General features: G+C 70.3%; 22 protein-coding genes. 13 read left to right on the top strand and 9 right to left on the bottom strand.

Translation table 11 applies throughout. The features are described from left to right. Positions 1–168: 168 nt before the first annotated feature. Complete coding sequence (locus tag ACZ7LV_RS24540; protein ID WP_471942177.1) at positions 169–759, top strand: N-acetylmuramoyl-L-alanine amidase; 591 nt, start codon at positions 169–171, stop codon at positions 757–759. A 21-nt stretch (positions 760–780) separates the two neighbouring features. Next, entirely contained in the window at positions 781–1,683 is a 903-nt protein-coding gene (locus ACZ7LV_RS24535; protein WP_471942175.1) for a 1-aminocyclopropane-1-carboxylate deaminase/D-cysteine desulfhydrase, read from the top strand. A gap of 6 nt (positions 1,684–1,689) precedes the next feature. Here the strand turns inward: ACZ7LV_RS24535 and ACZ7LV_RS24530 are convergent, their stop codons facing one another. Beyond that, positions 1,690–3,303 carry a Na+/H+ antiporter gene (locus ACZ7LV_RS24530; protein WP_471942173.1) on the bottom strand — a complete coding sequence of 538 codons (1,614 nt, stop codon included), beginning with the start codon at positions 3,301–3,303 and terminating at the stop codon, positions 1,690–1,692. Positions 3,304–3,364: 61 nt separating this feature from the next. Between ACZ7LV_RS24530 and ACZ7LV_RS24525 the strand changes: the two genes are divergently transcribed. From ACZ7LV_RS24525 to ACZ7LV_RS24515, 3 genes are all read left to right on the top strand, one after another. Continuing rightward, complete coding sequence (locus tag ACZ7LV_RS24525; protein ID WP_471942171.1) at positions 3,365–3,625, top strand: UBP-type zinc finger domain-containing protein; 261 nt, start codon at positions 3,365–3,367, stop codon at positions 3,623–3,625. A gap of 259 nt (positions 3,626–3,884) precedes the next feature. Further along, entirely contained in the window at positions 3,885–4,298 is a 414-nt protein-coding gene (locus ACZ7LV_RS24520; RefSeq protein ID WP_015657891.1) for an ATP-binding protein, read from the top strand. A gap of 17 nt (positions 4,299–4,315) precedes the next feature. Then, positions 4,316–5,536, top strand: coding sequence for an RNA polymerase sigma factor SigF (locus ACZ7LV_RS24515; protein ID WP_471942169.1), 1,221 nt, complete (start codon positions 4,316–4,318; stop codon positions 5,534–5,536). A gap of 10 nt (positions 5,537–5,546) precedes the next feature. On the opposite strand, the gene ACZ7LV_RS24510 is transcribed toward ACZ7LV_RS24515, so the two are convergent. Next, positions 5,547–5,999 (bottom strand): hypothetical protein, encoded by a 453-nt coding sequence (locus tag ACZ7LV_RS24510; RefSeq protein WP_401673158.1) that lies wholly within the window; start codon positions 5,997–5,999, stop codon positions 5,547–5,549. A gap of 158 nt (positions 6,000–6,157) precedes the next feature. Between ACZ7LV_RS24510 and ACZ7LV_RS24505 the strand changes: the two genes are divergently transcribed. Further along, positions 6,158–7,126: a diacylglycerol/lipid kinase family protein gene (locus tag ACZ7LV_RS24505; protein WP_471942167.1), complete on the top strand. Its 969-nt coding sequence runs from the start codon at positions 6,158–6,160 to the stop codon at positions 7,124–7,126. A 319-nt stretch (positions 7,127–7,445) separates the two neighbouring features. Beyond that, the gene (locus ACZ7LV_RS24500; protein WP_016639615.1) at positions 7,446–7,703 is read left to right on the top strand and encodes a WhiB family transcriptional regulator; all 258 of its coding nucleotides are present in this window, start codon (positions 7,446–7,448) and stop codon (positions 7,701–7,703) included. 210 nt (positions 7,704–7,913) lie between these two features. On the opposite strand, the gene ACZ7LV_RS24495 is transcribed toward ACZ7LV_RS24500, so the two are convergent. Both ACZ7LV_RS24495 and ACZ7LV_RS24490 read right to left on the bottom strand, forming a co-directional pair. Further along, entirely contained in the window at positions 7,914–9,380 is a 1,467-nt protein-coding gene (locus ACZ7LV_RS24495) for a sensor histidine kinase (protein WP_471942450.1), read from the bottom strand. A gap of 494 nt (positions 9,381–9,874) precedes the next feature. After that, positions 9,875–10,963, bottom strand: a complete 1,089-nt coding sequence (locus ACZ7LV_RS24490) for an SIS domain-containing protein (RefSeq protein ID WP_401673153.1) — start codon at positions 10,961–10,963, stop codon at positions 9,875–9,877. Between the two features lie 326 nt (positions 10,964–11,289). Here ACZ7LV_RS24490 and nagB point away from each other — a divergent pair, with 326 nt between their 5' ends. After that, positions 11,290–12,075 carry a glucosamine-6-phosphate deaminase gene (nagB, locus tag ACZ7LV_RS24485; protein WP_401673151.1) on the top strand — a complete coding sequence of 262 codons (786 nt, stop codon included), beginning with the start codon at positions 11,290–11,292 and terminating at the stop codon, positions 12,073–12,075. 65 nt (positions 12,076–12,140) lie between these two features. Here the strand turns inward: nagB and ACZ7LV_RS24480 are convergent, their stop codons facing one another. The 5 genes from ACZ7LV_RS24480 to ACZ7LV_RS24460 all read right to left on the bottom strand — a co-directional run bounded on the left by ACZ7LV_RS24480 (position 12,141) and on the right by ACZ7LV_RS24460 (position 17,697). After that, positions 12,141–12,692 (bottom strand): DoxX family protein, encoded by a 552-nt coding sequence (locus ACZ7LV_RS24480; RefSeq protein ID WP_471942165.1) that lies wholly within the window; start codon positions 12,690–12,692, stop codon positions 12,141–12,143. A 190-nt stretch (positions 12,693–12,882) separates the two neighbouring features. After that, positions 12,883–14,385, bottom strand: a complete 1,503-nt coding sequence (locus ACZ7LV_RS24475; RefSeq protein ID WP_471942164.1) for a glycoside hydrolase family 3 protein — start codon at positions 14,383–14,385, stop codon at positions 12,883–12,885. Between the two features lie 7 nt (positions 14,386–14,392). Next, positions 14,393–15,271, bottom strand: a complete 879-nt coding sequence (locus ACZ7LV_RS24470; RefSeq protein WP_401673143.1) for a carbohydrate ABC transporter permease — start codon at positions 15,269–15,271, stop codon at positions 14,393–14,395. Continuing rightward, complete coding sequence (locus tag ACZ7LV_RS24465; protein WP_471942162.1) at positions 15,268–16,257, bottom strand: carbohydrate ABC transporter permease; 990 nt, start codon at positions 16,255–16,257, stop codon at positions 15,268–15,270. Before ACZ7LV_RS24465 ends, ACZ7LV_RS24470 begins: the two co-directional genes overlap by 4 nt. 138 nt (positions 16,258–16,395) lie before the next feature. Continuing rightward, positions 16,396–17,697: a sugar ABC transporter substrate-binding protein gene (locus ACZ7LV_RS24460; RefSeq protein ID WP_471942160.1), complete on the bottom strand. Its 1,302-nt coding sequence runs from the start codon at positions 17,695–17,697 to the stop codon at positions 16,396–16,398. Between the two features lie 395 nt (positions 17,698–18,092). On the opposite strand from ACZ7LV_RS24460, the gene ACZ7LV_RS24455 reads away from it, so the two are divergent. The 5 genes from ACZ7LV_RS24455 to mctP all read left to right on the top strand — a co-directional run bounded on the left by ACZ7LV_RS24455 (position 18,093) and on the right by mctP (position 23,221). After that, entirely contained in the window at positions 18,093–18,857 is a 765-nt protein-coding gene (locus ACZ7LV_RS24455) for a GntR family transcriptional regulator (RefSeq protein ID WP_401673135.1), read from the top strand. A gap of 77 nt (positions 18,858–18,934) precedes the next feature. After that, complete coding sequence (locus tag ACZ7LV_RS24450) at positions 18,935–21,079, top strand: carbon starvation CstA family protein (protein ID WP_471942158.1); 2,145 nt, start codon at positions 18,935–18,937, stop codon at positions 21,077–21,079. Next, positions 21,045–21,251, top strand: a complete 207-nt coding sequence (locus tag ACZ7LV_RS24445) for a YbdD/YjiX family protein (RefSeq protein ID WP_471942156.1) — start codon at positions 21,045–21,047, stop codon at positions 21,249–21,251. The genes ACZ7LV_RS24450 and ACZ7LV_RS24445 overlap by 35 nt, the downstream gene beginning before the upstream one ends. Positions 21,252–21,350: 99 nt before the next feature. Then, the gene (locus tag ACZ7LV_RS24440; protein WP_401673128.1) at positions 21,351–21,614 is read left to right on the top strand and encodes a DUF3311 domain-containing protein; all 264 of its coding nucleotides are present in this window, start codon (positions 21,351–21,353) and stop codon (positions 21,612–21,614) included. After that, a complete protein-coding gene (gene mctP / locus ACZ7LV_RS24435; protein ID WP_471942154.1) occupies positions 21,611–23,221 on the top strand; it encodes a monocarboxylate uptake permease MctP in 1,611 nt (536 codons plus the stop codon). Before ACZ7LV_RS24440 ends, mctP begins: the two co-directional genes overlap by 4 nt. Positions 23,222–23,244 lie beyond the last annotated feature (23 nt).

The raw sequence follows: 23,244 nt of genomic DNA, 5'->3' as shown, positions 1-23,244 counted from the left end.
CCCCTGGGCACATATGGGTTCCGCCTCGCACGGCGTCCGCGCACGCACAGTGGCCGAATACGCTCGCTCGATGTACGAACGGGAGGTTCCGTTTCTTCCGCGTTCGGTACAAGCAGCATGTACGAGGCGGCCGCGCCGGGCGGCCGTCGCGCCGCGAAGGAGGCACCGATGGCCTCACCCCTGTCCGCGAACCGTTTCCTCGACTGCCTGCGGGACGAGGGCCTGACCGTCGTCGAGGTGGGCGACTGGAGAGAGCACAACCGCAACCACAAGGGCCCCTGGGGCCCCGTGCACGGTGTCATGATCCACCACACCGTGACCCGGGGCAGCGCCCGGACCGTCGAGCTCTGCCGCAAGGGCTACGAAGGCCTGCCCGGCCCGCTGTGCCACGGCGTCATCACCAAGGACGGCAGGGTCCACCTCGTCGGCTACGGCCGCGCCAACCACGCGGGGCTCGGCGACGACGACGTGCTGCGCGCGGTGATCGCGGAGAAGGCGCTGCCGCCGGACAACGAGGCGAACACCGACGGCAACCGCCACTTCTACGGCTTCGAGTGCGAGAACCTCGGCGACGGCAAGGACCCCTGGCCCGAGGTGCAGCTGGAGGCCATCGAGCGCGCCTCCGCCGCGATCTGCCGGCAGCACGGCTGGACGCACCGGTCGGTCATCGGCCACCTGGAGTGGCAGCCCGGGAAGGTGGACCCGCGCGGGTTCACGATGGCCGCCATGCGGGGGCGTATCGCCGAGCGACTGAAGTAGCCCACGAGCGACAATGGCCGGGTGACCGGCCCCGACGCCCTCGCCACCCTGCACCCGCGGCTCCCCTCCCCGGTGCGGGAGGTGCACGACGACCGTTTCGAGCGGCACGGCGTTCGGCTGCTGCTGAAGCGCGACGACCTGATCCATCCCGACCTCGTCGGCAACAAGTGGCGCAAACTCGCGCCCAACCTCACGGCGGCGCACGGGCGCCCCGTCCTCACCTTCGGCGGCGCGTACTCCAACCATCTGCGCGCCACCGCCGCCGCGGGCCGCCTCCTCGGCCTCGCCACCGTCGGTGTGGTCCGCGGCCAGGAACTCGCCGACCGGCCCCTCAACCCCTCCCTCGCCCGGTGCGCGGACGACGGCATGCGGCTGCACTTCGTCGACAGATCGACGTATCGCCGCAAGAGCGACCCCGTCGCCCTCGCCGCCCTGCTGCGCGCGGTCGGCGCCGAGGACGCCCACGTGGTGCCCGAAGGCGGCAGCAACTCCCTGGCCGTACGCGGCTGCCGGCCGCTGGGCGAGGAACTGCGCGGGCAGGCCGACGTGGTGGCGATCGCCTGCGGCACCGGCGGCACCCTGGCGGGCCTGGCGGCGGGGCTGGGGCCCGACGGGCGCGCGCTCGGCATACCCGTGCTCAAGGGCGGCTTCCTGGGCGCGGAGATACGGACCCTGCAGCAGACGGCCTTCGGCGGGCCGCGCGGTGACTGGCACCTCGACGACCGCTTCCACTTCGGCGGCTACGCGCGTACCGGCCCGGAACTCGAAGCCTTCGCCGCGGACTTCGAGGACCGGCACGGACTGGCCGTCGAGCGGCTGTATGTCGCCAAAATGCTGTACGGTCTTGTCGCCCTCGCCGAAGAGGGCGCCTTCGCCCGCGGGAGCACGGTGGCGGCCGTCGTGACCGGCCGCCCCTTCCCCTGACCTGGTCTAGGCCGTCTCGCGGTACGCCGCCGCCTCCTCCAGGTCCAGGCGGCGCAGCAGCGTCCGCAGCATCTCGTCGTCGATGAAGCGACCGTCGCGGAGCCTGACGAACACCTCGCGCTCGGCGCTGATCATCTCCCTGGCCAGCCGGCGATAGGTGTCGTCGGCGGTCTCACCGGTGATGGGGTTGGACTGGCCGAGGCGCTCCCAGACGGCGTTGCGGCGGCGTTCCAGGACCGCGCGCAGCCGGGCGGCGAGCGGTTCGGGCAGGGCGTTGCGCTCGTCGGCGAGCAGTTCGTCCAGGCGTCGCTCGGCGGCCCGGGAGGCCTGCGCCTGGGCGTTGGCCTCGGCGAGCGTCTCGGCCTGGACGTTCCGGCCGGGCAGCTTGAGCAGGTGGATCAGCGGGGGCAGGGTCAGGCCCTGCAGGACCAGGGTGCCGATGACCGTCGTGAAGGTCAGGAAGAGGATCAGGTTGCGGCCGGGGAAGGGCTCCCCGCCCTCCATGACCTGCGGGATCGAGAAGGCGATGGCGAGCGAGACCACGCCCCGCATCCCGGCCCAGGAGATGATGAACGCGCCCTTCCAGACGGCACCCGTCTCCGAGACGGCGTCCGCCTCCCGCTCCCGGATCCGTACCGACAGCATCCGGGGCAGACACACCGATGGATACACCCACACGAACCGGGACACGACGACCACCAGGAAGACGGCGACCGCGTACCAGGCGGCCTCCAGACCCTCGTACTCCCCCAGTCCCTCCAGGACCACCGGCAGTTGCAGGCCGATGAGGGCGAACACCGCGGACTCCAGGACGAAGGCGACCATCTTCCAGACCGCGCTCTCCTGGAGCCGGGTGGCGAAGTCCACCTCCCACGCGCGATGTCCGAGGTACAGGGCGACCACGACGACCGCGAGGACACCGGAGGCGTGCACCGCCTCGGCGACGGCGTACGCGACGAACGGGATCAGCAGGGAGAGGGTGTTCTGGAGGAGGGGCTCCTTGAGGTGGGTGCGCAGCCAGTGGATCGGCACCATGAGCACGAGTCCGACGACAATGCCGCCGAGCGCCGCGACCAGGAACTCGGCGATGCCGCCGGCCCAGGTCGCGCCCTCGCCGACGGCGGCCGCGAGGGCCACGCGGTACGCGGTGATCGCGGTGGCGTCGTTCACCAGGGACTCGCCCTGGAGGATCGTGGTGATCCGGGACGGCAGCCCGACCCGGCGGGCGATCGCCGTGGCCGCGACCGCGTCCGGCGGTGCCACCACCGCGCCCAGCACCAGCGCCGCGGTCAGCGGCAGGCCCGGGACGATCACATAGGCGGCCCAGCCGACCACGAAGGTCGCGAAGAGCACGTACCCGACCGACAGCAGTGCGACCGGCCGCAGCTGGGCGCGCAGGTCCAGGTAGGAGCTGTCGGTGGCCGCGGTGTGCAGCAACGGCGGCAGGATCAGCGGCAGCACGACGTGCGGGTCGAGGTGGTAGTCCGGCACGCCCGGCAGGTAGGACAGCACGAGTCCGGCCGCGACCAGCAGCAGCGGCGCCGGTACCGGGGTACGCCGTCCTGCCGCGGCGATCGCGGCGCTGCCCGCCACCAGCAACAGCAGTGGCATCACGTCCATGGTCCTCGCCCACCCTCGTTTTCGGCGCGGCGTTCCGCGCGCCCGTCGTAACCTGGCAATCATGAAACAGTGCACGCACGCCGACGAGCTGCCGCACCCGGAACCGGGGGCCCGTACGGAGACCTGCCCGGAGTGCCTGGCGGACGGCTCGCATCCGGTGCAACTGCGGTTGTGCCTCACCTGCGGCCACGTCGGCTGCTGCGACTCCTCCGAGGGACGGCACGCCACGGAGCATTTCAAGGACTCCGGTCATCCGGTGATGCGGACGTTCGAACCGGGGGAGAATTGGCGATGGTGCTTCGTCGACCACGTCCTCGCGTGACCGTTTCGTGACGTCCGGACCGACGGTTCGAGCGTCTGACGTCTGGGTACGTCAACCCGGCGCGCGCTCTTCCCAATTGGGGGCGCCCACCCTCTAGCCACTGTGCGTGTTCATGTGTTTACTATGAGTGACAGCAAGGGGTTGGGGTCCCGGGGACAGGTAGGTTCCGAGCGCGGTAGCGTCACCGCTGAACACACTTCGCGTTACCCCGAGGGGCGACCCTCGGCCCCGTAGAGCTTGTACCACCTTGGAGGTGAGGGTGTCCCAGATCGCAGGCGAGCCCGCGACCCAGGACTTCGTGGAAGTCCGGCTGCCGGCCGCGGGTGCCTACCTGTCGGTGCTGCGGACGGCCACGGCCGGCCTCGCAGCCCGTTTGGACTTCACCCTCGACGAGATCGAGGACCTGCGCATCGCGGTGGACGAGGCCTGCGCGATCCTGCTCCAGCAGGCCGTGCCCGGCTCGGTGCTCAGCTGTGTCTTCCGGCTCGTCGACGACTCGCTGGAGGTGACCGTCTCGGCACCCACGACCGACGGTCACGCCCCTTCGCGGGACACCTTCGCCTGGACCGTGCTGTCCGCTCTGGCAGGCAAGGTCTCCTCCGCCGTGGACGACGACAAAACCGTTTCGATCAGCCTCTACAAACAGCGCGGCGCGGGACCCGGGCCGGCGTGAGGGACGGGGACGGACCGGTGCGGGACGAAGAGCGCGGCACACGGGAGCTGCCGGCGGGGGAGCCCGAAGGCGTCCCCGGCCCCAGCGGCGCCGAGAGCCTGGGGGACGGTCCGGTCGCCCGTCGCACGGCGGACGGCGTCGACGGCATCCCCGAGCAGGCCCGGCCGCATCCGGAGGACGACTCCGACGCGACGGAGGCCGGCTTCCCGGACGACGGGCAGCGGGACGGCAAGGGTGCCGTGCGGAGTGCACCTCCACAACGGCGGATCGCAACGTCCCCTGCCCATGGGGGTCCCCCCGCGCGGGCGACGTCGGGAGTGGGGGACGGGACGAGGCCTCGGGGAAGGGCGACGGGCGCGACGATGAGCGAGCACGAGCGATACGCGGAGCAGGACGTGCAGAACGTGCCCGACGCGCGGCAGGACGCGCGTGCCACGCCCGAGCCGGCGGCCGCGCGCGGCGCGCAGTCCACCCACCACCACCCGCAGGACCGCAGCGGCGCGCGCGCCCTGTTCGTGGAGCTGCGCGGGCTGAAGGAGGGCTCCCCGGAGTACGCGGAGCTGCGCAACCAGCTGGTCCGGATGCATCTGCCACTCGTCGAGCACCTCGCACGCCGCTTCCGCAACCGCGGTGAGCCGCTGGACGACCTGACCCAGGTCGCCACCATCGGCCTCATCAAGTCGGTCGACCGCTTCGACCCGGACCGCGGTGTCGAGTTCTCGACGTACGCGACCCCGACGGTGGTCGGCGAGATCAAGCGCCACTTCCGCGACAAGGGCTGGGCGGTGCGCGTGCCGCGGCGGCTCCAGGAGCTGCGCCTCTCGCTCACGACGGCGACCGCTGAGCTCTCGCAACTGCACGGCCGCTCCCCCACGGTCCACGAACTCGCCGAGAAGCTCGCGATCTCGGAGGAGGAGGTCCTGGAGGGCCTGGAGTCCGCCAACGCGTACTCCACGCTGTCCCTGGACGTCCCCGACACCGACGACGAGTCCCCGGCCGTCGCGGACACCCTCGGCGCGGAGGACGAGGCGCTGGAGGGTGTGGAGTACCGGGAGTCGCTCAAACCGCTGCTGGAGGACCTGCCGCCCCGCGAGAAGCGGATCCTGCTGCTGCGCTTCTTCGGCAACATGACCCAGTCGCAGATCGCGCAGGAGGTCGGCATCTCCCAGATGCACGTCTCCCGCCTGCTGGCCCGCACCCTGGCCCAGCTGCGGGAGAAGCTGCTGGTGGAGGAGTAGGCGGACCTTGCTACTTGCCGGCGCCGCCGGGTCCGCGGATTCCGAGGGCCTGGGTCGTCTCCGGGTTGAGGAGCAGCACCAGGGACGCGACCGCGGCCACCGCCAGGGCGATGCCGCCCGGAATGGCCATGCTGTCGGCCTGGAGCAGGTTGTAGGCCACGGGCAGCGAGATGATCTGGGTGATGACGGCCGGGCCACGGCTCCAGCTGCGCCGCGCGAGCAGCCCGCGCGCGGCGAGCAGCGGCAGCAGCGCGAGCACCAGCAGCGTGACGCCGCCGGTGACGGCCTGCTGCCGGTCGTCCGGGTGCCCGGTCAGCCCGAGGACGAGGATCCAGACCCCGCCGACCACCAGCGCGAGCCCCTCCAGCGCGGCCAGCGCCGCCGCCACGGTCAGCCGGACGGGACGGGGACCGGCCTCGGCGGCGGTCTCCGAAGCGGGGGTGGGGTTCTGCTCAGCGCTCACCCCAGAAGGGTAGCCCTCGCCTCCGTCCCGTCCCCGAGGACCCCGGGGCGGGTGCGGCGCACGGATCCGGTCACCCGTGTCCAGGCTCACTCGTCGATCTCCGCCCGATCCCCGGTCCGGCCTGTGCCCGGTACCACCCAGTAGGTACCCTGCGAGTCATGCGTGCACTTCTCGTGGTCAATCCGGCGGCAACCACCACAAGCGCACGTACGCGCGATGTCCTGATCCATGCGCTGGCGAGCGAGATGAAGCTGGAGGCGGTCACCACCGAGTACCGCGGACACGCGCGCGACCTGGGCCGGCAGGCGGCGGAGAGCGACGACATCGACCTCGTGGTCGCCCTCGGCGGCGACGGCACGGTCAACGAGGTGGTCAACGGTCTGCTGCACAACGGTCCCGCCCCCGGCCACGTCCCCGGTCTCGCCGTGGTCCCCGGCGGCTCCACCAACGTCTTCGCCCGCGCCCTCGGCCTGCCCAACGACGCCGTGGAGGCGACCGGCGCGCTGCTGGACGCCCTGCGTGAGGGCGGCGAGCGCACCGTCGGACTCGGTCTGACCTCGGGCCCGCCGGGAACCGCGGACGAGGCGGTGCCGCCCCGCTGGTTCACCTTCAACGCCGGACTCGGCTTCGACGCCGGCGTCGTCGGCCGGGTCGAGCAGCAGCGCGAACGCGGCAGGAAGTCGACCCACGCGCTCTACGTGCGCCAGGTGCTGCGCCAGTTGCTGGGCGAGCCGAGCCGCCGGCAGGGCACGATCACCATGGAGCGGCCGGGCGAGGACCCGGTGACGGATCTGCTGCTGTGCATAGCGTCGAACACCGCCCCCTGGACGTTCCTCGGCAACCGCCCGATGTACGCGTCGCCCAAGGCCTCGTTCGACACCGGACTCGATGTGTTCGGTCTGAGCCGGATGTCCACGGCGTCGGTTGCCCGGTATGGCACCCAGTTGCTCACTTCGTCCCCCGAGCGTGGACCCCAGGGAAAGCACGCCGTGTCCTTGCACGATCTGGACGAGTTCACCTTGCATTCGAAGGCGCCACTGCCCCTTCAGATGGACGGTGACCACCTGGGACTGCGCACCAGCGTGACGTTCACAGGCGTACGCCGTGCACTGCGTGTGATTGTGTGAGCAGAAGGGGCTAAAGTCCTTTCACTCGAACGTTTAGGCCAGGGTCCACCCCATGGAAGTACGGCTGTGACCTAGTCGACACCGAGGAATCAAAAAAAACTTTCCGGAAGGGGTTGTATCCGTCGCCGAGGTTTGCGAGTCTCTACATGGCGATCGGGACGGCCCGCAACACCGGCCTCCACAGATCACCGGAACCCCTCTCAATCAAGGACCACGCCGAGGAATACTCGGTGGGCGGCCCTTCACTTGTTGAGGGATTCGTGAAAGCGTTCACATTCACAAGCACATCTTCACGTAATACCAAGGAGAGGTAGCAGCCATGGACTGGCGTCACAACGCCGTTTGCCGCGAGGAAGACCCCGAGCTCTTCTTCCCCATCGGCAACACCGGTCCTGCGCTGCTGCAGATCGAGGAAGCCAAGGCCGTCTGCCGTCGCTGCCCCGTGATGGAGCAGTGTCTGCAGTGGGCGCTCGAGTCCGGCCAGGACTCCGGCGTCTGGGGTGGTCTCAGCGAGGACGAGCGCCGCGCCATGAAGCGCCGCGCCGCCCGCAACCGGGCTCGTCAGGCCTCCGCCTGACCTACCCACCCCGCTGACAGCCTGAGCTTGGCGGCGCGTACAGCGAGTACGCATCTCCCGCCCCCGAGCCGCAGCGCGCAGTACCCCTAAGCGCTTACGCAGCGAGCGACTGGTCCCGGACCTTCTGGTCCGGGACTTTTTGCTGCGCCCGGTGGCGCCCGCACCCCGTCGACCGGCTCGGGCCTGCGGCACGTTCACCGCGCGAGCCGGTCACTTCTGCGCCCGTACCGGGATGTCCAGCACGACCCGCGTGCCGCGCTCCGGTGCCGGGACCATGTCGAACGTGCCGCCCAACTCGCCCTCCACCAGCGTGCGTACGATCTGCAGACCGAGGTTGCCGGAGGTGTGCGGGTCGAAGCCCTCGGGCAGGCCGACCCCGTCGTCCTGCACCGTGACCAGCAGGCGGGACTCCTTGGTCGTACCGCCGCGCACCGCCGACACCTCCACCGTGCCGGTGTCGCCTTCCCGGAAGCCGTGCTCCAGCGCGTTCTGCAACACCTCGGTGAGCACCATGGACAGCGGGGTGGCGACCTCGGCGTCGAGGATGCCGAAGCGGCCGGTGCGCCGGCCGGTGACCTTGCCGGGCGAGATCTCGGCGACCATCGCCAGCACCCGGTCGGCGATCTCGTCGAACTCCACTCGTTCGTCCAGGTTCTGAGACAGCGTCTCATGAACGATCGCGATCGAGCCGACCCGGCGGACCGCCTCCTCGAGGGCCGCCCGGCCGCGCTCGGACTCGATGCGCCGGGCCTGCAGGCGCAGCAGGGCGGCGACCGTCTGCAGGTTGTTCTTCACCCGGTGGTGGATCTCCCGGATGGTGGCGTCCTTGGTGATCAACTCCCGCTCGCGGCGGCGCAGTTCCGTGACGTCCCGGAGCAGGACGAGGGAACCGATGCGGGTGCCCTTGGGCTTGAGCGGAATGGCCCGGAACTGGATGACGCCGTCGTGGGCCTCGATTTCGAACTCGCGCGGCGCCCAGCCACTGGCCACCTTGGCCAGGGCCTCGTCGACGGGGCCGCGGCTCGGGGCGAGTTCGGCGGTCGTGCGGCCGAGGTGGTGGCCGACGAGGTCCGCGGCGAGGCCCATGCGGTGATAGGCGGAGAGCGCGTTCGGGGAGGCGTACTGGACGAGGCCTTCCGCGTCGAGCCGGATCAGGCCGTCGCCCACGCGGGGCGAGGCGTCCATGTCCACCTGCTGGTTCGCGAAGGGGAACGAGCCGGCCGCGATCATCTGCGCCAGGTCCGAGGCGCTCTGGAGGTACGTCAGTTCGAGACGGCTCGGGGTGCGCACGGTCAGCAGGTTGGTGTTGCGGGCGATGACGCCGAGGACGCGCCCGTCCCGTCGTACCGGAATGGACTCGACTCGGACCGGGACCTCCTCGCGCCACTCCGGGTCGCCCTCGCGCACGATCCGGCCCTCGTCGAGTGCCGCGTCCAGCATGGGGCGGCGGCCGCGCGGGACGAGGTGGCCGACCATGTCGTCCTGGTAGGAGGTGGGGCCGGTGTTCGGCCGCATCTGCGCGACGGAGACGTAGCGCGTGCCGTCGCGGGTGGGGACCCACAGGACCAGGTCCGCGAAGGACAGGTCGGAGAGCAGCTGCCACTCCGAGACCAGCAGATGGAGCCACTCGAGATCGGAGTCGTCGAGGGCGGTGTGCTGGCGGACCAGTTCGTTCATGGAGGGCACGTCTGCGAGCGTACCCGGCGGTTTGTGCAGGTCCTAAAAGTGTCCGTACGGGTACGACGGCGTTACGGGAACGAAGACGCTACGGGGCCCGGAACACCCGCGGGCCGCGGCGCCTGGGAGGGACCCTCAACCCTCCCGGCACCGCAGCCCGGAGCAGCATCGGCCACGGGGTGTGCGGTCCCGGTCGGCCGAAGGATGAGGAGCCGGGGCAGTCAGGGCAGAGAGCACCGGTTCCTCGGTCCGCCCTCCTGTGCGGGGAAGGCGGAGGCTTCTCGTTTCTATGCGTCTCCCCGATTGTGGACTAGACCACTACTGGTGTCCATGCGTCGGGGGCGGTTTGTTGTTGAAGAGTGTGTGGTGTTGGCGCTTCGCAGCCTAACCCGCCCGGCTCATGCGCGGGGCCGGATGGCCACGGCAATTTGCGCGAGAGCCTCCGGTTCGGCGCGATCGCGCCGTCGCACGCCGGTGGGGACACGCCCCGGAGGTCAGCGCGTCTCCGTCACCTTCGCCAGCGCCCGCGGCGCGTCCGGGTCCTGCCCGCGGGCGATCGTGACCTCGTAGGCCAGCAGCTGGAGCGGGATGATCTCCAGTACGGGCTGGACCTCCTCGGCGACGCCCTCGGTGGGCAGGACGAATCCGGCCGAGGCCCGCTCGACATGCCTCCTCGGCCCGACCACGACCAGGTCGGCGCCCCGCCCGCGCAGCCGGTCGAGGACGGGCTGGAGCGCCTCCCCTCCCCTGCCGTCGGTGACGACCGCGATCACCGGGGAGACGTTGTCGACCATCGCGAGCGGGCCGTGCAGCAGGTCGGCGCCGGAGTAGGCGAGGGCCGGGATGTAACTGGTCTCCATGAGCTTCAGGGCGGCCTCCTTGGCCGTGGGGTAGCCGAAGCCACGGGAGGTGATCACCATCCGCTCGGCGAAGCGGTAGCGAGCGGCCAGGGTGCGGACCTCCTCGTGCCGCGCGAGCAGTTGCCCGGCGAGGTCGGGCAGGACCTGCGCCGGGGCGCCGTCACCGCCGCGCAGGCCCTCGACGAACAGGTAGAGCGCGAGGAGGGAGGCCGTGTAGGTCTTGGTCGCCGGGAGCGCCTTCTCCGGCCCTGCCAGGATGTCCAGGTGGTACTCGGCGACACCGGCCAGCGCCGAGTCCGGGTTGTTGGTCACCGCGAGGGTGATCGCGCCCGCCTGGCGGGCGGCGCGCGTGGAGGCGACCAGGTCCGGCGAGCCGCCCGACTGGCTGACGGTGACGACCAGGACGTCGGTGAGGTCGGGGCGGGCGCCGTAGGCGGTGAAGGTGGACATGGAGGTCAGACCGCAGGGCAGGCCCAGCCGGACCTCCAGGAGGTACTTGGCGTAGAGGGCGGCGTGGTCGGAGGTGCCGCGGGCGGTCAGCAGCACGAAGCGCGGCGCGCGGGCCGCGATCTCCCGTGCCACCTGGCGGATCGTGGGCGCGCCCTTGTCGAGGATCCGGCGCAGCACCTGGGGTTGCTCGCCCGTCTCACGCGCCATGATCCGGCCGGGAACCTCGCTGTGGGGCGCGTGGGGGTCGTGGGGGTACGGGACGGGGGCGGTCATGGGGGTCCCTCCGCGTCGGCGTCGGCTGCGTCGGCCCTGTGGCGCCGGGGCACCGGGAGGTGAGTCGCCGGTGGCCGGTCGCCGGCCACGGCCGTGGTGCCATTCCACTCCCCCACGGCGGCTCGTGCCTCCCCAAGGGCGCCGCCCGGGGCGTGTCTTCACCTGGATCCCGGCCTGTCGTCACGGGCCGTTCCCCCGTGGCAAGGCGCGCCCGGAGGGGCTTGTCTTCGCCTGGGACGGGGCACACCTCTCTGTTAGATTGGTCTAAACCACATGGCCCCTTCCGGGTGCCCTTCGAGTCCCCTCTTCAGATCGGCAGGCCCAGCGTGGAAGTTGTCATCGTTCCCGACGCCGAGGCGGGCGGCGAGCTGATCGCCGAGGCAATGGCACGGCTGCTCGGCCGCAAGCCGGACGCCCTGCTCGGCGTGGCCACCGGCTCGACGCCGTTGCCCGTCTACCAGGCCCTGGCGGCCCGGGTGCGCTCGGGCGCGGTGGACACCTCCGGGGCGCGGATAGCCCAGCTCGACGAGTACGTGGGGCTGCCCGCGGAGCACCCGGAGTCGTACCGGTCGGTGCTGCGGCGTGAGGTGCTGGAGCCCCTCGGTATCGGGATGGACGCCTTCATGGGCCCGGACGGGACGGCCGAGGACATCCCCGGCGCCTGCGCGGCGTACGACGCGGCGCTGGCCGCGGCGGGCGGCGTGGATCTGCAGTTGCTGGGGATCGGGACCGACGGGCATATCGGCTTCAACGAGCCGTGCTCCTCGCTCGCCTCGCGGACCCGTATCAAGACGCTGACCGAGCAGACCCGGGTCGACAACGCCCGGTTCTTCGACGGCGACATCGACCAGGTGCCGCACCATGTCATCACCCAGGGCATCGGCACGATCCTGGAGGCCCGGCACCTGGTGCTGCTGGCGACGGGCGAGGGCAAGGCGGACGCGGTCGCGGCGACGGTGGAGGGTCCGGTCGCGGCCGTGTGCCCCGCCTCGGCGTTGCAGTTGCACCCGCACGCCACGGTGGTGGTCGACGAGGCCGCCGCGTCCAAGCTGAAGCTGGCGGACTACTTCCGGCACACGTACGCGAACAAGCCGCAGTGGCAGGGCATTTAGCCAGCCGCGTGCCGTAGTGACCGGGGCCGGGGGCTCGCGGGCCACCGCCGGGCGGCCCGCCGGCCTCAGAGCGCCAGGACGAGTGCGCCCCCGAGCACGCCCAGGCCCAGAGCCACGCAGAACGGGATCCAGCCGCCGTCGCGCCAGGGGAAGAAGGTGTCGAGGGAGATGCGGCCGGGTCCCACCGCGGCGATGGTGACGGCGCCGACGCACAGGAGCATGGGGTAGGCGAACGACGGGGGTCCGGCGGGCCACAGGCTGAACTGGGGCGCCACCGTCATGGCGTTGAACATCACCCCGACCACCGCGGCGGCGGCCAGCGGGGTGAGCAGTCCGACCGCGAGCCCCAGGCCGCCGAGCAGCTCGGAGATCCCCGCCAGGGCGGCGAAGAACGTGCCCGGCTCGTAGCTCTGCGCGGCGAACCCCTTGGCCGTCGCGTCGAGACCTCGTCCGCCGAACAGCCCGAACAGCTTCTGCGAGCCGCTGCCCGCCAGGATGATGCCGACCGCGAGCCGGAGCAGAAGGACGCCCACGTCGGCGGCGCCGATCGCCCGGGGCGCCGGTCTCGCACCGAAGGCCTCGGTGGGGCGGCGTGAGCGCTGAGTGGGGGGTGTCATCGGGCATCACCTCCGGGCACGGCCCAGGTGGGGACTCCCCTCCCTCGATCCTCCTCTCCCGCGCGGACGACGTCCAAAGGAAGCGGCGTCCGCAAGGAGGCGGCGTACCCCGATGCGAGAGGCACGGGAGGAGCGGCGCGGCTCGCCCCCCGGCGCGCCTCGCCGCTCACCCCTCGCACTCAGGACTGCCTCAGACCCCGGCGACGACCTCCGCCGCCGCCCGTCCGCAGACCCGGGCCGCGCCGTACGTCGCGAGGTGCAGCGCGCCCCGGGGGGCCGCCTGGGGCACGCCCATCTCGACCACGATCGTGTCCGGCCGGGCCTGGAGGAGCGTGTCGAGCGCGTCGGCCATCCACCGGTGCCGGTGCTCGTCGCGCACGACCGCCACGACGCGCCGCTCACCCGCCGCGGCGAGGACGGCGCCGCCCGCGTCGGGCCCGCCGAAGGTGCCCGCCTCCGTGCCGGGGAGCAGGGCGGTGAGCTCCGCCGCCACGCCCCAGGGGGTCTCGTCGCCGACGGCGATGTTGGCGACGGGCGTCAGGGCGGCGACGTAGGGCGCCGCGGTGAGCGGCGTGAAGGACCCGGTGCTCGTGACCCGCAGCGCCCGCCGCGCCGCGCGCAGGCCCACCTCGCCGTCCGCCCCGGGCTCGCCCGCGGCCGTCGCGGAGGGCGCACCAGAAGCCGACGCCGTCCACGCCGCGAGCCTGCGGACGCGGTCCGCCGCGTCCGCGAGCCGCTCCTCGGGAAGTTCACCGGCGCGCACCGCCGCGACCAGGGCGTCGCGCAGCCGCCGTACCGTCTCGTCGTCGGCGAGGCCCCCGCCCACGCAGATGGCGTCGGCGCCGGCCGCGACGGCGAGGATGCTGCCGCGCTCGATGCCGTAGGTGGCGGAGATGGCCTGCATCTCCATGCCGTCGGTGACGATCAGGCCGTCGTAGCCGAGGTCACCGCGGAGCAGTTCCGTGAGCACCTTGCCGGAGAGCGTCGCCGGGCGGTCCGGGTCCAGGGCCGGGACGAGGATGTGGGCGCTCATGACCGCCCGCGTGCCCGCGGCGATCGCGGCACGGAACGGAGCCAGTTCCCGCTCGCCGAGCACGGCCGGCTCCGCGTCGATACGGGGCATGGCGTGGTGCGAGTCGACGTTGGTGTCGCCGTGGCCGGGGAAGTGCTTGGCGCAGGCCGCCACGCCCGCCGACTGGAGGCCGGTGACATAGGCCGCGGTGTGCCGGGCGACGAGCGCCGGGTCGGCGCCGAACGAGCGGACGCCGATGACGGGGTTGTCGGGGTTGGAGTTCACGTCCGCCGACGGGGCCCAGTTGAAGTTCACCCCGCAGGCGGCGAGGCGCCGGCCCAGTTCGGCGGCGACCTCCCTCGTCAGCTCCACGTCGTCCACCGCGCCGAGCGCGTGGTTGCCGGGGAAGGAGGATCCCGTCCGCACCTCCAGGCGCGTGACGTCACCGCCCTCCTCGTCGATGGCGACCAGGACGTCGTCGCGTTCCGCGCGCAGCTGGGCGGTGAGGGCGGCGAGCTGGTCGGGCGAGGAGATGTTGCGGCCGAACAGCCCGACGGAGGCGAGGCCCTCGCCGAGGCGGCGCAGCAGCCAGTCAGGGGCCGCCGTGCCGGTGAAGCCGGGCTGGAGGACCGTCAGCGCGTCACGGGTGAGCGTGTCGGTATCGCTGGCGAATGTGGTCACGAGGGCGCTATCCCTTCACGGCGCCGGAGGTCAGACCGGCGGCCATTTTCTTTTGCACGATCATGAAGAATGCGACGACCGGTATCGCGATCAGCGTCGAGGCCGCCATGAGGGCGCCGTAGTCCGTCCCGCGTGAGGTGGTGAAGTTCATGAGCCACACGTTGAGCGTGTACTTGTCGTTGTCCTGCAGCACGATGTAGGCGAGCAGGTACTCGTTCCACGCGTTGATCAGGGAGAAGATCGATGCGGCCGCGAGGCCGGGAGCGAGCAGCGGGAACACCACGCGCCAGAAGGCGCCCATCCGGGAACAGCCGTCGACCAGCGCCGCCTCCTCCAGCTCCAGGGGGATGTTCACGACGAAGCCGCGGATCATCCAGGTGGCGAAGGGCAGCGTCGTGACGAGGTAGATGACGATGACGCCCCAGTACTCGTTGATCGCGCCCAGGTCGTTCAGCTGGATGTACAGCGGGATGAGCATGGCGGTCGGCGGCAGCAGCTGCACCACCAGCAGCGCGATCATGAAGATCTTGCGGCCGGCGAAGCGGAAGCGCGCGATGGCGAAGGCGCCGATCGTGGACAGCAGGATCGCCCCGACGACGGCGGTCACGCAGATGATCAGGCTGGACTGGATCGCGGTGCCGAAGTTGGGTTCGTCGACGGCCCGGCGGAAGTTGTCGAACGTGAGGGACGTCGGCCAGAGCTTCTGGTCGTAGGACCGGATCTCGATGTTGGGGCGCAGGGCGCTGACCACGAGCCAGTAGACCGGGAACGCCATGACCACGAAGGCGACGAGTCCCACGGCGTTGTAGAAGTGCCGACTCGGCTTCTTGCGGTCGGGGCGGTACTGAGGCGCGGCCGTGGCGCGCGTGGCGGTCGTGTCGCTCACTCGACCTCTCCGATCTTGAGCAGCTGGCGCAGGTAGTAGACGGCCACGCCGGACAGCAGCAGCACGGTGATCAGCGCGATGGCGGCGCCCTGGCTGAAGGAGTTCGACTCGAACGCCTTCTCGTAGGAGTAGAGACCGAGCAGGTTGTACTCGGACTCCGGCTTGTTGCCGCGCATCAGGAAGATCTGTCCGAAGACGTTGAAGTCCCAGATCACCGACAGCGTGGCCACCATCTGGAAGACCGGCTTGATCACCGGCCAGGTGACGTACCGGAAGACTCCGAACCGCCCGGCGCCGTCGAGCGCGGCGGCCTCCTCCAGCTCGGCCGGCACCTGGGTGAGCGCGGCGTAGAGGGTGACGGCGACGAACGGCACCGCGCCCCACACCACGACGGCGCCGATCACGAGGAAGCCCTGCTTGGGGTCGAGCCACCAGTTGTGGCCCTGGTAGTCGAGGCCCAGGTACTTGGTGAGCACCATGTTGGCGACGCCGTAGTCGGAGTCGGCGAACCAGCGGAAGATCGAGGTGGCCACGAGGAGGGGGAGCGCCCAGGCCGCGATGAGCGCACCGGTCAGCAGCAGCCGGACCGCGTTCGTCATGCGCTGCATGGCGTGAGCGAGGAACAGTCCGATGGCCATGGTCGCGACCACGCACACCACCATGAAGACGACGGTGCGCCACAGGACGGTGTAGAACTCGCCGTCACCGAGGATGTTGGTGAACTGGTCGAAGCCGACCCAGGGTGCGGCGTCGCCCGTCCACAGCTCCCGGCGGCCCACGTCCTGGAAGGACATGATCACGGTCTTGATCAGCGGCCAGACGAACACTGCGGCGAGTGCCACCACAGCCGGAGCGATCAGCAGATAGGGCAGCAGTGGCCCGTTCGTCCACCGGACGCGCCGAGGAGGGGCCGGTGTCGGGCCGTCACCCTGGGCCCGTGCGACGGACACCTCCGGGTCGGCTGCTTTGATGTCGGCGGCACTCACTGTGCTGGCCTTCCGTTCGAAGGGGTTCCTGGAGGGCGGGCCGGCACAGCCTGGGCGGCCGGCACGCCCGACCGGCCTTGCCCGGCCAACGGCGGGCCGGGCAAGGCACCGGAGGTCAACGGGAGTTCGGCTCCTGGATCAGGAGGCCTCGTTGATCAGCGAGTCGATCTCCGCGTCGGCGGCCTTGGTGGCCTCGGCGACCGACTTGCCCTTGAGGATGTCGAGCAGCATCGTCTCCAGGGTTTCCTTCTTCTCGATCGCGGCCCAGCCGGGCGCGATCGGCGTGAACCAGGCGTCGGGAACGGCGTTGGCGATGGGAGCCGTCTCCGGCTTGGCCTTCAGCGGCTCGAGCTGCTTGGTGTTGTTGGGGAGGATGTTCTTGGCGGCCAGGGCGGCCTCGGACTTCTCGCTGGTGAACAGCGAGATCCACTCCTCCGCCAGGTCCTGCTGCTCGGACTTGGAGATGGTGGCCAGGTCGGAGCCGCCGATGAAGGAGGGAAGCGCCTTGCCCTCCGGGCCGGGCATGCCCGCGGTGGCGATCTTGCCCTCCAGCTTCGGGTTGCCGTTGTTCGCGCCGTCGACGACGCTTCCGGCCTCCCAGCCGTTGCCGTAGAGCACGGCGGCCTTCTCGTTGGCCATGACGTTGGCGTGGTCCTGCTCGTCCTTCGTCTGGTCGCCGTTGTTGTACTTCTTGACCAGGTCGATGAAGTGCTGGATGCCCTTCTGCGCCTCCGGCGTGGACAGGGCGCCCTTCCACTCCTTGCCGCCCTCGTCGTAGGTGGCGATCTCGCCGCCGTAGGCAGCGACGTACGACATGGCGGCGTACCAGTAACGGCCCGGCAGGTACAGCGAGGAGAACGCGTTGTCGCTCTTGTACTTGCTCTGGACCTTGTCGAGGGCGGTGACCAACTCGTCCTCGGTGGCGGGCAGCTGGTCCGAGCCCGTGCCGGCCTTGAGCATGTCCTTGTTGTAGATCGCGACGCGCGCACCGGCGTAGTACGGGACGCAGTAGAGCTTGCCCTCGTAGGTGCAGGTGTCCTTCAGACCGCCGATCCACGTGTCCGAGTTGTCGTGCTTCTTGGGGTCGATCTCGCCGAGGGCGCCGTTGAGGATGTAGGTCATCGTCTCGGTGTTGCCCAGCTCGACCACGTCGGGGAAGCTGTCGCCCGACAGTGCCGCGTCGAGCTTCTTGGTCTTGTCGGCCCACTGCTGGTACTGGACGTTGACCTTGACACCCGGGTACTTCTTGTTGAAGTCCGCGTTGGCCTGCTTGACCAACTCGGGCCAGGTGGACTGGGCGTCGACCATCAGCCAGACAGTGAGCTCGCCCTTGCGGTCCTTCGGGTCCTGCTCGGACGCCTTGTCGTCGGACCCCCCGCACGCCGCAATGGAGACCATCATCGCCGCGACACCGATCGCGGATATCAGCTTGCGCTTCACGCCACCCTCCTCAGGGATGCCACAAACCCCCCTCGTCCCCGCGGTGACTGACGTACCGCCCTGGGGCCGGGACCTGGACCAATGGTGTAGACCAGTACCGGGGAGCTTGGCCCAGACCATAGGACGTGTCAAGGGTCTCGCGTAGGGCCCGACCAGCCGTTATGGGACCTACATATGCAGGAACCTTTAAGTAAGAACCCCTCGAAAACCATGGCTCCTCCACCCGCTCCGGGGTAGACCACATGACCGTCGTGGACTAGACCATCGGAGGCGCCGACGGTATACAGGGGGGATCACGGAGCGTGCGGGGAACCCCTCGCGCGTGGCCGTGCCACGATGTGAGCCGCGACCGGCGGACGTCGGTCGGGTCGGTAGGTGAGCCGGGAAGGCGGAGCATGAGCACTGAGGTCAGCAGTGCGGAGAACGAGAGCGGGACACCCGTCCGTACCGCACGCGTGCCCAAGTACTACCGCCTGAAGAAGCATCTGCTCGACATGACGGAGACCCTGCCGCCCGGCACCCCGGTCCCGCCCGAGCGCACGCTGGCCGCGGAGTTCGACACCTCTCGCACGACCGTGCGTCAGGCCCTTCAGGAGCTGGTGGTCGAGGGCCGGCTGGAGCGGATCCAGGGCAAGGGCACGTTCGTCGCCAAGCCGAAGGTCTCGCAGGCACTGCAACTCACCTCGTACACCGAGGACATGCGCGCCCAGGGCCTGGAGCCCACCTCCCAGCTGCTGGACATCGGCTACATCACGGCCGACGACCGGCTGGCCGAACTGCTCGACATCACCCCCGGCGGCCGGGTCCTGCGCATCGAGCGGCTGCGCATGGCCAACGCCGAGCCGATGGCGATCGAGACCACCCACCTGAGCGCCAAGCGCTTCCCGGCCCTGCGCCGCAGCCTGGTCAAGTACACCTCCCTCTACACCGCGCTCGCCGAGGTCTACGACGTCCATCTGGCCGAGGCCGAGGAGACCATCGAGACCTCGCTGGCCACCCCGAGGGAGGCCGGGCTCCTCGGCACGGACGTCGGCCTGCCGATGCTCATGCTGTCCCGGCACTCGCTGGACCGGGAGGGCAAGCCGGTGGAGTGGGTGCGCTCGGTGTACCGCGGCGACCGCTACAAGTTCGTGGCACGCCTCAAGCGCCCCACGGCGTAAACGTGTTCGCGGTGTAGCGCAGGTCACATCGCCTGCCCTACCGTCCTCCCGTAACGCATACGACGGGAGGACGACCCGTGCGCACAGCGAACGCCCGAACCATCGTCATCTGGAGCCTCGTCGCCCTCGTCGGCGCCGTCGGCTGGACCGTGCTCGCGCTCTCCCGCGGCGAGGAGGTCTCCGCCGCCTGGATGGTCGCGGCGGCCCTCGGCTCGTACGCCATCGCCTACCGCTTCTACGCGAAGTTCGTCGCGCACAAGGTCCTCAAGGTCGACAGGACCCGTGCCACCCCGGCGGAGCGCCTCGACAACGGCATCGACTACCACCCCACCGACCGCCGTGTCCTGCTCGGCCACCACTTCGCCGCGATCGCCGGCGCCGGCCCCCTGGTCGGCCCCGTGCTCGCGGCGCAGATGGGCTACCTGCCCGGCACGATCTGGATCGTCGCCGGCGTCATCTTCGCGGGCGCGGTCCAGGACATGGTGGTGCTGTTCTTCTCCACCCGCCGGGACGGCCGCTCGCTCGGCCAGATGGCGCGGGAGGAGATCGGCCCGTTCGGCGGCGCGGCCGCGCTGCTCGCCGCGTTCGCCATCATGATCATCCTGCTCGGTGTGCTGGCCCTGGTCGTCGTCAACGCCCTGGCGGCCTCCCCCTGGGGCACCTTCTCCATCGCGATGACCATCCCGATCGCGCTGCTGATGGGCTTCTACCTGCGCGTCCTGCGGCCCGGACGGGTCGCCGAGGTGTCCCTCATCGGCGTGGGCCTGCTGCTGTTCGCCCTGGTCTCCGGCCGCTGGGTGGCCGAGTCGTCCTGGGCGGAGACCTTCACCCTCGCCCCCTCGACCCTGGTCGTCTGGCTGGTGGCGTACGGCTTCATCGCGTCGATCCTGCCGGTGTGGATGCTCCTCGCACCCCGCGACTACCTCTCCACCTTCATGAAGATCGGCACGATAGTGCTGCTCGCCCTCGGCGTCGTGATCGCGCTGCCGACGCTGCGGATGGACCCGGTCACCGACTTCGCCTCCCGCGGCGACGGGCCGGTCTTCGCGGGCTCCCTCTTCCCGTTCGTGTTCATCACGATCGCCTGCGGTGCCCTGTCCGGATTCCACGCGCTGATCTCGTCGGGCACGACGCCGAAGATGATCCAGAAGGAGACGCAGGTCCGGATGATCGGCTACGGCTCCATGCTGATGGAGTCGTCGGTCGCCGTCATGGCACTGATCGCGGCCAGCGTGATCGACCCGGGGCTGTACTTCGCGATGAACGCGCCGGCCGGTGTCATCGGCACCAGCGTGGAGCAGGCCTCGCAGGTGGTGGGCGGCTGGGGCTACCAGATCTCCCCCGAGGAGCTCGCCGCGGCGGCGAGGAGCGTCGAGGAGTCGACGCTGCTGTCGCGCACCGGCGGTGCGCCCACGCTGGCGGTCGGCGTCTCGGAGATCTTCTCCCAGGTGACCGGCGGGGGCCTCAAGGCCTTCTGGTACCACTTCGCGATCATGTTCGAGGCGCTGTTCATCCTGACCGCGCTGGACGCGGGCACGCGCGTCGGCCGGTTCATGCTCCAGGACACCCTCGGCAACGTGTACCGGCCTTTCCGGAACGTCAGCTGGAAGCCGGGCCTGGTGATCACCAGCGCGATCGTCTGCGGGCTGTGGGGCTACTTCCTGTGGGTGGGCGTCCACGAGCCCCTCGGCGGCATCAACCAGCTGTTCCCGATCTTCGGTATCTCCAACCAGCTGCTGGCGGCGGTGGCGCTCGCCGTCTGCACGACGCTGCTGGTGAAGTCGGGCCGCCTCAAATGGGCCTGGATCACCGGTGTCCCGCTCCTGTGGGACGCGGTCGTGACCCTGACGGCCAGCTGGCAGAAGGTCTTCTCCAGCGACCCCAGGGTCGGCTTCTTCCAGCAGCGCCAGGTCTTCCAGGACGCCATCGACCGGGGCGAGATCCTGCCGCCGGCCAAGTCCATGGACGACATGCACACCGTCGTCACCAACTCCACGGTGGACGGCGTCCTGTCGGCCGTCCTCGCCCTGCTGATCGTGGCGGTCCTCGTGGACGCGGCGCGGATCTGCGTCCGGCACGTCCGCCGGCCCGCGCTCACCACCCTCAGCGAGGCGCCGTACGTAGCGTCGAAGATCGTCGCGCCCGCCGGACTGATCGCCACGCCCGAGGAGCGGGAGGAGGAGCGCCGTGCGAGCGTCGGCACTGCTGCGCCGAGTGACTAGCGGGGTGCGCTGGTACGTCCGTGAGCTGACGGACGAGTCGGCCTACGACCGCTATGTCGCGCATGTCCGTAAGGGCCACCCGGAGGCGGAGGTGCCCACCCGGCGGGAGTTCGAGCGGATGCGGACGGACCGGCAGGAAACAGACCCGCGGCAAGGATTCCGCTGCTGCTGAGTAACCGGTATCTGAACAGGGGCTTCCGGTAGCGGGACACCGTGACCTAGATTGCCTGCGCGTTGCACCAGGTGATCAGCGAGGGGACGGAGCCGTCCGATGTCAGAAGCCTCAGAAGTGAACAGAGGGCCGGTGGTGACGCCTGTGCGCGTCGTCATCGCCCTCTGCCTGATAGCACCGTTCGTGGCCATGCTCTGGGTGGGCTCGTACGCGAAGACGGACCCGACCTTCATCGGCATCCCGTTCTTCTACTGGTACCAGATGGCCTGGGTCGTGATCTCCACCGCCCTCACCATGACCGCCTACTGGCTGTGGCAGCGTGACCAGCGCGCCCGCAAGACGCAGGGGGGTGCCGGAGCATGAAGGACGGTGTGAACGGCGTCGCACTCGCCGTGTTCATCCTCTTCTTCGTCGCCGTCACGGTGATGGGCTTCCTGGCCGCGCGCTGGCGCAAGGCCGAGAACGAGCACAGCCTCGACGAGTGGGGCCTCGGCGGCCGGTCCTTCGGGACCTGGATCACCTGGTTCCTGCTCGGCGGCGACCTCTACACGGCGTACACCTTCGTCGCCGTACCGGCGGCGATCTACGCGGCGGGCGCGGCCGGCTTCTTCGCGGTGCCGTACACGATCCTCATCTACCCGATGATGTTCGTCTTCCTGCCGCGACTGTGGTCGGTCTCCCACAAGCACGGCTACGTCACCACCTCGGACTTCGTCCGCGGCCGCTTCGGCTCCAAGGGCCTGTCCCTCGCCGTCGCGGTCACCGGCATCCTCGCGACCATGCCGTACATCGCGCTCCAGCTGGTCGGCATCCAGGCCGTGCTGGACGTGATGGGCATCGGCGGCGGCGAGGACACCAACTGGTTCATCAAGGACCTGCCGCTGCTGATCGCCTTCGGAGTGCTGGCCGCGTACACGTACTCCTCGGGTCTGCGGGCGCCGGCCCTGATCGCGTTCGTCAAGGACGCGCTGATCTACATCGTGATCGCCGTCGCCATCATCTACATCCCGATCAAGCTGGGCGGCTTCGACGACATCTTCGCCGCCGCGAACGACAAGTACACGGAGGCCGGTGCGGGCGGGCTGGTGCCGAACGCCGCCTCGCAGTGGACGTACGCCACGCTGGCACTGGGCTCGGCGCTCGCCCTGTTCATGTACCCGCACAGCGTGACGGCCGTGCTGTCCAGCCGCAGCAGGGACGTGATCCGCCGCAACTCCACGATCCTGCCGCTGTACTCGCTGATGCTGGGCCTGCTGGGTCTGCTCGGCTTCATGGCGATCGCGGCCGGCGTCAAGGTGGAGAACGGCCAGCTGGCGATCCCCCAGCTGTTCGAGAACATGTTCCCGGACTGGTTCACCGGCGTCGCGTTCGCGGCGATCGGCATCGGCGCGCTGGTCCCGGCGGCCATCATGTCGATCGCGGCGGCCAACCTCTTCACCCGCAACATCTACAAGGACTTCCTCAAGCCGGACGCCACCCCCGCGCAGGAGACCAAGGTCTCCAAGCTGGTGTCCCTGCTGGTGAAGGTCGGCGCCCTCGTCTTCGTCCTCGGGATGGACAAGACGGTCGCGATCAACTTCCAGCTGCTGGGCGGCATCTGGATCCTCCAGACCATGCCCGCCCTGGTCGGCGGTCTGTTCACCCGCTGGTTCCACCGCTGGGCGCTGCTGGCCGGCTGGGCGGTCGGCATGACCTACGGCACGGTCGCGGCCTACGGTGTCGCCTCCCCGACGCAGAAGCACTTCGGCGGCTCCTCGGCGGAGATCCCCGGCATCGGTGAGATCGGCTACATCGGCCTCACGGCGTTCGTCCTCAACCTGGTGGTCACGGTGGTCCTCACCTTCGTCCTGAAGGCCGTGAAGGCTCCCGAGGGCGTCGACGAGACCAAGCCCGGCGACTACACGGCGGACGCCGGCGACCCGGGAGTCCAGGTGGAGCTTCCCCCGGCGACCGCGGGTGCCGCCCACTGAGGCGCGGGGCCGTTCCGGCACGC

It is taken from the genome of Streptomyces sp. NPDC107562, from assembly GCF_055657325.1.
The sequence above is the reverse complement of the archived record's forward strand: the minus strand, read 5'-3'. Positions and strand labels throughout refer to the sequence as shown.